The organism is Kitasatospora sp. NPDC058190, assembly GCF_042883685.1.
Classification (GTDB): domain Bacteria; phylum Actinomycetota; class Actinomycetes; order Streptomycetales; family Streptomycetaceae; genus Kitasatospora.
Genome location: NZ_JBHVVI010000141.1, coordinates 1 through 8,691, shown reverse-complemented (window position 1 = coordinate 8,691; position 8,691 = coordinate 1). Strand labels below are relative to the sequence as shown.

Below are 8,691 nucleotides of genomic sequence, written 5' to 3'. Positions count from 1 at the left end.
CCCGGCGGCGGCTCCTCCTCCCGGCGCCGGGCGGTGTGCCGCCCCCGGAGGGGCGGTGCCGCGTACCCCCGTGCCTCCTGCGGCGTGTGGTGAGCTCCCTGCACCACCCGCCGACGGCGGGCCGCCCCACTTCCGGTGCCCGTTGGGCAGGCTCAGCTGTGCAACTCGTGCGCGCGGTGGCGGGCAGCGGGACCCGGAGGCTGTGCCGCTCGGGCACGGGCCGTGCCCGAGCGGCCATGCCTGGAGGAGAGCCAGGTCGGCGCGGCCCCGAGCATCACTGAAGAAGGCCTGCGCGAGCGGCCGAGGACCTGCCGGCCAGCTGGGGAACCACAGCGAGAAAGGTCCGCCCGACCAGGTGCCGTCCGTGCGGAGCGGAAGCCGGACGGTGGTGCCTCTCAGCCACGGGCCGCGCCCGAGCGGCCCCGCGTGCGGGCAGCGCCCGCTTCCGCGCGGTGTCGGACACCGACGGAGAAAACCACCTCGCACAGGAAGTCGATCAGGCCGACTTCCTGTGCGCTCTCAGACACCGGGCGACAGGCGCCGGGCGAGAGGTTGCGCTGCACGAGACGTCGGCCTGGGCGGCTTTCGGTCAGCGGATGAGGGTGGCGAGGGTGCGGCCCTGGGGGTAGAGGGCCGCGGCGGCGGGGAGGGTCGCGGGGCTGCCGGCGTGGAGGACGGTGAGGGTGCCGGTGCCGGTGCCGGTGGGGTCGGTGATGCGGCGGAGGGCCTGGGCGGCGACGGCGTCGGCGGAGCCGAGGAGGGTGAGGGCCGGGGAGGCGGTGGGGGCGACGGCGGCGCGGATGCGCTCCTCGACGAGTTCGTAGTGGGTGCAGCCCAGGACGAGGGTGTCGGTGCCCACCGGTGTGCGGGCGGCGGCGTCCGCGATGGCGGCCGTGATGGCGTCGTCGTCCCCGTGCTCGACGGCGTCCGCGAGGCCCGGGCAGGCGACCTCGGTGACCTCGGCGGTGCCGCCGAAGTCGCGGATCAGGCCGCGCTGGTAAGCGCTGCCGGTGGTGACCGGGGTGGCCCAGATGGCGACGCGGCCGCCGAGCGCGGCGGCGGGCTTGATCGCCGGGACGGTGCCGATGACGGGCAGTCCGGGCTCCAGCTCGGCGCGCAGGGCGGCGAGCGCGTGGACCGAGGCGGTGTTGCAGGCGATCACCAGGGCGTCCGGTTCGTACGCGGCGGCGGCCCGGCAGCAGCCGAGGGCCAGTTCGGTGATCTCTTCGGGCGTGCGCGGTCCCCACGGCATCGAGGCCGGGTTGGAGGAGAGCACCAGATCGGCGTCCGGGCGCAGCTTCCGAAGGGCGGCGGCGGCGGCCAGCAGACCAATTCCGGAGTCCATCAGTGCGATCTTCACAGGGCAAGACTTTAGTCGATGCGCCCGCCGGAGCCGGTTCTGCGGCAGACTGCCGGGGTGACCGCCCTGCTGTGGATCGCCGCGTTCTCCCTGCTGGTCTGGCTCTGGCTGGCGTGCTGCCACGGCTTGTTCTGGCGCACCGACGTACGGCTGCCGCCGCGTCGCCCGCCGGTGCGGTGGCCGCAGGTGGCGGTCGTGGTGCCGGCCCGGGACGAGGCGGCGGTGCTGCCCCTGAGCCTGCCGACGCTGCTGGCGCAGAAGTACCCGGGGCGGGCACGGGTCATCGTGGTGGACGACCACAGCTCGGACGGCACCGGCGCGCTGGCCGCGGGGCTGCGGACGATGGACGGGCTGGAGCTCACGGTGACCACCCCTCCCCCGCTGCCGCCGGGCTGGACGGGCAAGCTGTGGGCGCTGCGGCACGGGGTGGAGCTGGCCGGTCCGGACGTCGAGTACCTGCTGCTGACGGACGCGGACATCGCGCACGGCCCGGATTCGCTGGCCGAGCTGGTGGCCGCCGCCGAGAGCAACGGGCTCGACCTGGTGTCGCAGATGGCCCGGCTGCGGGTGGCGACCGGCTGGGAGCGGCTGATCGTCCCGGCCTTCGTCTACTTCTTCGCCCAGCTCTACCCGTTCCGCTGGAGCAACCGACCCGGTTCCCGGACGGCGGCCGCGGCGGGCGGCTGCTCGCTGGTGCGGCGGGCGGTGCTGGAGCGCGCCGGCGGGGTGGCGGCTATCCGGGGCGCGGTGATCGACGACGTGTCGCTGGCCCGGGCGGTGAAGTCCTCGGGCGGGCGGACCTGGCTGGGTCTGGCCGACGAGGTGGACAGCGTCCGCCCGTACCCGCGGCTGGAGCAGTTGTGGCGGATGGTGTCGCGCAGCGCGTACGCCCAGTTGAAGCACTCGCCGCCGCTGCTGCTCGGGACGGTGCTGGGGCTGACGCTGGTGTACCTGGTGCCGCCGGTGGCGGCGGTGGCCGGGCTGGTGGCCGGGGCGCCGGCGGTGGCGGCGGCGGGCGGGGCGGCCTGGGCGCTGATGGCGGGGACGTACCTGCCGATGGTCCGGTACTACGGGCAGCCGGCCGCCGCCGTGCTGCTCCTGCCGTTCACGGCCGCGCTGTACCTGCTGATGACGGTGGACTCGGCGGTGCAGCACTGGCGCGGCCGGGGCGCGGCCTGGAAGGGCCGGACCTACTCGCGGACGTGAGGAGCGGGCGTGAGGAGCGGGCGTGAGGAGCGGGCGTGAGAAGCCGGCACGGGAGGCGGGGCGCGGGGCGGGGGCGCGAGGAGCGGGCATGAGGAAAGCCCGGGCGTTCCGGGCCGGACGGATCCATACTGCTCGGATGGACCGTCAGCAGCTCTCCCGCCTCGCCCACGCCCACCACCCGATCGCGGCCCCGCTGGCGGACGGGTCGGTGGCCCGGCTGTTGGACCGCGCGCTCGCCGGGCAGGAGTCCGGCCGGGCGCTGGATCTGGGCTGCGGCGAGGGCACCTGGCTGCTGCGGGCGCTCGCCGGCCGGCCGGGCTGGCGGGCGGTGGGGGTGGACCTGGATGCGGAGGCGCTGACCCGGGCCCGGGAGACGGCCACCGCGCTCGGCGTGGTCCGCCGGATCGGCCTGCACCACCTGGACGCCCGGGAGTTCACCGCCAAGGAGCCCTTCGACCTGGTGCTGTGCGTGGGCGCCACCCACGCGTTCGACGGGCTGCTGCCGACGCTCGCGGCCGCCCGGGAACTGCTGGCCCCGGGCGGCCGGTTGCTGGTCGGCGAGGGGTTCTGGGAGCGCGAGCCGTCCCAGGCCGCGCTGGACGGGCTGGGCGCCGTCCGGGAGGACTTCGCGGACCTGGCGACCACCACGGACCGGGTGCTCGCAGACGGCTGGACCCCGGTGTACGGACACGTCAGCACCGCGCGGGAGTGGGACGACTACGAGTTCTCCTGGGCGGGTTCGCTGGCCGAGTGGGCGCTGGACCACCCGGACGACCCGGGCGCGGTGGCCGCCCGCGAGGCCGCGGACCGCCACCGCGCCGAGTGGCTGCACGGGTACCGCGGGATGCTCGGCTTCGTCACCTACCTGCTGCGGCGCGACTGAACCACCGCACGGAGACCGCTACTTCGGCCTACTTCTGCGTGCGGGCGAGGAAGTCGTCGATCAGCGGGGCGATTTCGGGCAGTTTCTCCTCCAGCGCGAAGTGCCCGGTGTCGAAGACGTGCAGCTCCGCCTCGGGCAGGTCGCGCAGGTAGGCGCGGGCGCCGGCCTCGGTGAAGAACGGGTCGCCCAGCCCCCAAACCACCAGCGTGGGCGGCTGGTTGGCGCGCAGCCAGGCCTGCCACTCGGGGTAGAGCTCGACGTTGGAGAAGTAGTCGAGGGCCAGTTCGACCTGGATGTCCTTGCGGCCCGGCAGGTCGAGGAAGTGCTGGTCGAGCGTCCAGCCGTCGGGGGCGACCAGACTCGGGTCGCCGGTGCCGCCCTCGTACTGGCTGCGGGTGATGTCCAGGGTGAGGATCGAGCGGGCGACGTCCCCGGCGCCCGGGACGCCGCGCTTGTTGGCGATGAACTCCCTTGCCCGGTCGGAGAGCCCTTCCTCGTAGGCGTTGCCGTTCTGGACCACCAGGCCGGTGATCCACTCCGGCCGGCGGGTGGCCAGGCGCAGGCCGACGGGTGCGCCGAAGTCGAAGACGTACAGCGCGAAGCGCTCCAAGCCGAGTGCGAGGCAGAAGCGTTCGACCACGTCGGCGAGGGTGTCGAAGCGGTAGTGGAAGGCGTCGGGCGCGGGGCTGTCGCTGTGACCGAAGCCGGGGTAGTCGGGGGCTATCAGCCGGTAGCGCGTGCCGAGTGCGTCGAGCAGCCGGGCGTACTGGTGCGAGGCGGAGGGGAAGCCGTGCAGCAGCAGGAGGACGGGGGCGTCGGCCGGACCGGTTTCGCGGTAGAAGACGCGCAGGCCGTCGAGGTCGACGTGGCGGTGGTGGACGTGCGGGATCGTCAGCTCGCTCATGCTAACCATTAAATTAGATTTGAACGGTTAGTCAAGGGCGGGCTGACCACACATCATCGACGCCAGAAGGAGCTCAGTGCTTCGGCAACTGCTCCTGCTGCACCAGATGGTCCAGCACCTCGGGCATCGCGTCGACGCCGCCCGCCTTGGTCGGCGAGGTGCGGTACTCGCCCTGGACGACCACGGTGGGCAGCTCGTTGATGCCGTACCGGACGAACTGGGCGGCCGCGTCGTCCACCGACTGCCCGACCTCGGCGGAGCGGTAGGTCCGGCCGAACAGCTCGGCGTCGACACCGTGGCGCACCGCCCAGTCGGTGGCGGCGGACTCGGCGGTGAGGTCGGCCCGGTCGTTGTGGATCGAGCGGAACGCAGCGGCCTGCAGGCGCTCGACCAGACCCAGGCGCTCCAGCGTGTAGTACAGGCGCGCGTGGGCACGCTGGGCACCCTCGTCCGAGCTGCCCGGCCAGACCGCCGGGACGCGGCGCAGCGCGACGTCCGCCCGGTGCTTCTCGGTCCAGGCCTGCAAGGGCTGTTCGAGCTTCTGGGAGTGGCCGCAGTCGTACCAGAAGAACTCGACCGCCTCGGTGCGGGCACTCTCACGCACCGGCTGCGGGTGGTCGAGCCTGACGAACTGGACCCCCTCGGACGGGGGTTGGTGGGACACCGCTCCGGCCTGGAGGGGGGATGCGGCGATCCCGGCGGCGACGGCGAGCAGGACGGTGGACCGCAGCAGCGACTTCGAGTTCACATCGGGAAGTCTGCTGGTGACGGCTCGTTAACGACGAGTCGCCAGAGGTCGGCGGGCCCGGAATCGCCCGAACGGCGCAGCTGGGGGCACGTCGGAGCCGCCCGTCAGTGCGAGGTGGGAGCTCCGGTCCACACCTCGGCGACCAGCCGCTGCCAGTCGTCCACCACCGCACCCAGTTCGAAGTGCTCCAGCGCGTGCGCCCGGGCGGCCGCGCCCAGGCCCGCGCGGTTGCAGGCGAGCACCTTGGCCAGCGCCTCGGCCAGGGCGAGCGGGTCCCCGGGGGCGACCAGCGCGCCGGTGGCGCCGTCCCGGACCACCTCGCGCACCCAGCCGACGTCGGTGGCGACGGCGGGCACCCCGGCCAGCGCCGCCTCGATCAGCGCGCCGGGCACGCCCTCGCTGTCGCTGGTGAGCAGCAGCGCGTCGGCGGCCCGGTAGAGCGGGACGGGGTCGGGCAGGGCGCCGAGGAAGTGGGCGCGGGCGGCGGCCGGATGGCGGGCCAGGGTCTCGCGCAGCGGGCCGTCCCCGGCGACGGCCAGCCGGACGTCGGGCAGCCGGTCGAGCACGTCGAGGGCGAGGTCGAGCCGCTTCTCCGGCGCTATGGCGCCGATCCAGGCAACCAGCAGGACGTCCGCGGGCAGGCCCAGGGCGTGCCGGGCGGCGCGCCGTTCGGCCCGGCCGTCGGCGGGCGGATAGCTCTCGGCGGCACGGGAGTTGGGGATCACCCGGACCTTGCCCCCGGGGAGCCGGAACTGCTCCTCCAGGACCTCGCGCGCCTCGTCGGTGAGGGTGGTGACGGCGGCGGCGCGGTGCATCAGCGTGGCGCCGCGCAGCCTGCGCAGCCGGTTGGCGGTCCAGTAGCGGGGGTGGCCGACCGAGACGTAGACGAAGGGGGTGCGGGTGCCGGCCAGGGCGAGGGCACAGGTGGCCAGGGTGTCGGAGCCGTGGGCGAGCACCACGTCGGCGGAGCGAGCGGCGGAGCGCAGCGCCCGCAGGGTGCCCGGACGCAGCCGACCGGGGCCGAGGACGGCGGCGGCGCGCAGCCCGGCGGCGTCGGGGCACTCCTCGCCGCAGTCCCCCGGAACGGCCGTGCCCGCGGCGCACACTTCCGGAGCGGCCGCACCCGGCCTGGCGGGTGGCAAGGCCGGGTGCGGGGCGAGGGCGCACAGCGCGGAGGCCTGACCCCGGCGGCGCAGTTCCCGGTGGAGGTCACGGGCGAAGTTCTGGGCGCCGCCCCGGCGCGAGTCGCTGATCAGGTGCAGGACACGCGGGCGGGCTCCGGCCGAATCGGCCGCCGTATGGTCGGGCATGGACAGACCTTGGCACAGCACCACGCCGGGTACAGCCCCTTCGCGCAACCTGGCGGTGGCCCGTGCGCCGGCGCCCGTACACCCGATGTGCGCTGAAGACCCGCCGTCGTGCGCCGGTTGCGACCGCTGTGCGCCCCGTCTCGCCTCCGACAGCTCCGACCGACCGCCCTCCGCTCCGCCGCACGCCGCCTCAAGTACCGGCTCACGCCCGCCGGTTCACCGACCTGGGCGCCGCCGACAGGCCGGTGCGCGGAGCCGCCCGCACGCCGACCGGGAGGGTCGGATACGGCCGGGCGCGGCCAGGCCTGGCAGGTCGGCCGGTTAGGCGGATCGGGTGAACGCGGTTGGACCTCGGCCCGGACCGCTCGGCAGGATGTCCGGCCGGGGCTGCCCCGTGCCGCCCCGTCTCCCTCTTCCCCGTTCGGATTTGGAGTCACCCGGTGTTCAAGGGATTCCGCAGCTTCCTGCTGCGCGGCAACGTGGTGGACCTCGCGGTCGGCATCGTGATCGGTGCGGCCTTCACCGCCGTCGTCACCGGGTTCGTCAGCGCCTTCCTCACCCCGCTGGTCGGGGTAGCCGCCGGGGCGGTCGGCGACTTCACCCAGAAGACCTTCGAGGTGGGCGGCACCAAGTTCCCGTACGGCCTCTTCGTCAACGCGCTGATCGGGTTCGTGCTGGTCAGCGCGGTGATCTACTTCGCCGTGGTCGTGCCGGTCGGCAAGCTGCAGGCGCGCTTCGAGGCGGCCAAGCCCGCGCCGACCGCCAAGGTGGACTGCCCGGAGTGCCTGAGCCCGATCCCGGCCGCCGCGATCCGCTGCTCCTTCTGCACCTCCGAGGTCGCCGCCCGGCCGGGCCTGCCCGCGCAGAGCCAGGCGCTGCAGTCGCACTGACGGCCCCGCAGGCGTCGTCCGGCTCATCAGCCCGGCCCATCCTGCGGATCGAGGTCCGGATCGAGGTCCGGGCGCCCGGATCGACGTCCGGCTCACCCCCCGGATCGACGTCCGGATCGCCCGCTCTGGGCTCTGACGGGAAATTTATTCCCGAAACATTCACGAGCCCTCGTCCTGCCGTCGGCGGGGGCTCGAATGCGCCGGCGCACGCCCTGTCCGCAAAAGTTTCTCCGCAGCGTCCACAGCCGTCTACCGCCCGGTCACCACTAGGTCTCGCGGGGCCCATGTCCGGGTGCTGTTCGATCACTGACGGGACGTCAGGGCTGTCCGGAACTGGATGCCGATATGTCCGTTCTTCCTACTTTCGAAACCTTTGTGCGAGCGAAGACTGTGTAAACACTCGAACTGCTCCCCCTCCCACTCTCCTCAGCAGGCGCATTGTGGGCTTACCGTATGCCCCATGACCTCGCCCCGCTCCTACGACGGAGTCGGCTACCCCTCTCCGTCCTTCTCCTCCGGCACGCCGATTTACGACAGCCTCGTGGCTGAGCGCGGCGTCCCCCAGATCGCACCCATCAACGTGCCGGCCGCCCTGCCGCCGGCGCTGTCGTCCGGATACGGAACAGGCGTCGGCCCGTCCTACGAGAACCGGTACGGCAACGGGTACGAGAGCGCCGGCAGCAACCTCCCCGCGCTGCCGCCCGCCCGCCTCGCCCTGGGCCCCGGCCCGAGCAGCGGCCCCTCCGCCGGCCCCGCCACGGCGTACATCCCGGCGCAGCCCGCTCCGGCGTACGCCGCCGCCCCGCAGCCGGCGGTCCCCGGTTACGGCGCCCCCCAGCCGTACCAGCGACCGCAGCCCAGCGCCCCCGCGTTCGCGCAGACCGCCAGCGGCGGCTACCAGCCGACCGGTGGCCAGAGCTTCGGCGGCCAGAACACCTTCATCGGCCAGGGCGGCCCGCAGACCTTCGGCGCGCAGCCGACCGGCGGCCCGGCCGGTTTCGGCCACGGCCAGCCCGGCGGCCAGCCCCAGGGCGGTCCGCAGAGCTTCGGCGGGCAGCAGTCCTTCGGCGGCCCGAACCCGGCCGGCCCCGGCTTCCAGGGCCAGGGCGGCGACCAGGGCTTCGGCGGCGCCCAGCTGCGCCCGGCCATGGCACCGGTCGCGCCGGTCCGCCCGATGCAGCCGCAGCGCCCGGGCCCGTACGGCGAGCCCGCCAACTTCCAGGGCGGCTACCAGCCGCAGGGTCAGGGCTACTGAGCCCCTGGCATCCCGGGGCCGAACCCCCATCGGCCCGCACCCGCACCACCTGAGCACCACCCGGCGACCCCTGAACGCCGGGCGAACGGAGAAACGGGTCATCCACGGACCGCCCGGTACGCCCCCCACCGCGGT

8 protein-coding genes are annotated in these 8,691 nt (G+C 74.2%); 4 read left to right on the top strand and 4 right to left on the bottom strand.

Features of this window, described 5'->3' with window-relative positions; genetic code table 11:
• Positions 1-589: 589 nt before the first annotated feature.
• Positions 590-1,360 (bottom strand): glutamate racemase, encoded by a 771-nt coding sequence (locus ACFVWU_RS38745; protein ID WP_387629939.1) that lies wholly within the window; start codon positions 1,358-1,360, stop codon positions 590-592.
• Positions 1,361-1,426: 66 nt separating this feature from the next.
• Between ACFVWU_RS38745 and ACFVWU_RS38740 the strand changes: the two genes are divergently transcribed.
• Together ACFVWU_RS38740 and ACFVWU_RS38735 are read left to right on the top strand one after the other, a co-directional pair.
• Positions 1,427-2,566: a glycosyltransferase gene (locus tag ACFVWU_RS38740; protein ID WP_387629962.1), complete on the top strand. Its 1,140-nt coding sequence runs from the start codon at positions 1,427-1,429 to the stop codon at positions 2,564-2,566.
• Between the two features lie 136 nt (positions 2,567-2,702).
• Complete coding sequence (locus ACFVWU_RS38735; RefSeq protein WP_387629936.1) at positions 2,703-3,449, top strand: SAM-dependent methyltransferase; 747 nt, start codon at positions 2,703-2,705, stop codon at positions 3,447-3,449.
• Positions 3,450-3,477: 28 nt separating this feature from the next.
• Here ACFVWU_RS38735 and ACFVWU_RS38730 read toward each other — a convergent pair whose 3' ends face one another.
• The 3 genes from ACFVWU_RS38730 to ACFVWU_RS38720 form a co-directional block, all read right to left on the bottom strand.
• A complete protein-coding gene (locus ACFVWU_RS38730) occupies positions 3,478-4,353 on the bottom strand; it encodes an alpha/beta fold hydrolase (RefSeq protein WP_387629934.1) in 876 nt (291 codons plus the stop codon).
• A gap of 73 nt (positions 4,354-4,426) precedes the next feature.
• Positions 4,427-5,101: a thiol:disulfide interchange protein DsbA/DsbL gene (locus ACFVWU_RS38725; RefSeq protein ID WP_387629932.1), complete on the bottom strand. Its 675-nt coding sequence runs from the start codon at positions 5,099-5,101 to the stop codon at positions 4,427-4,429.
• Positions 5,102-5,205: 104 nt separating this feature from the next.
• A complete protein-coding gene (locus tag ACFVWU_RS38720; protein ID WP_387629930.1) occupies positions 5,206-6,411 on the bottom strand; it encodes a glycosyltransferase family 4 protein in 1,206 nt (401 codons plus the stop codon).
• A 440-nt stretch (positions 6,412-6,851) separates the two neighbouring features.
• Between ACFVWU_RS38720 and mscL the strand changes: the two genes are divergently transcribed.
• Complete coding sequence (gene mscL / locus ACFVWU_RS38715) at positions 6,852-7,301, top strand: large conductance mechanosensitive channel protein MscL (RefSeq protein ID WP_387629928.1); 450 nt, start codon at positions 6,852-6,854, stop codon at positions 7,299-7,301.
• Between the two features lie 460 nt (positions 7,302-7,761).
• Complete coding sequence (locus tag ACFVWU_RS38710; RefSeq protein WP_387629925.1) at positions 7,762-8,556, top strand: DUF6643 family protein; 795 nt, start codon at positions 7,762-7,764, stop codon at positions 8,554-8,556.
• The last annotated feature ends 135 nt before the right edge of the window (positions 8,557-8,691 follow it).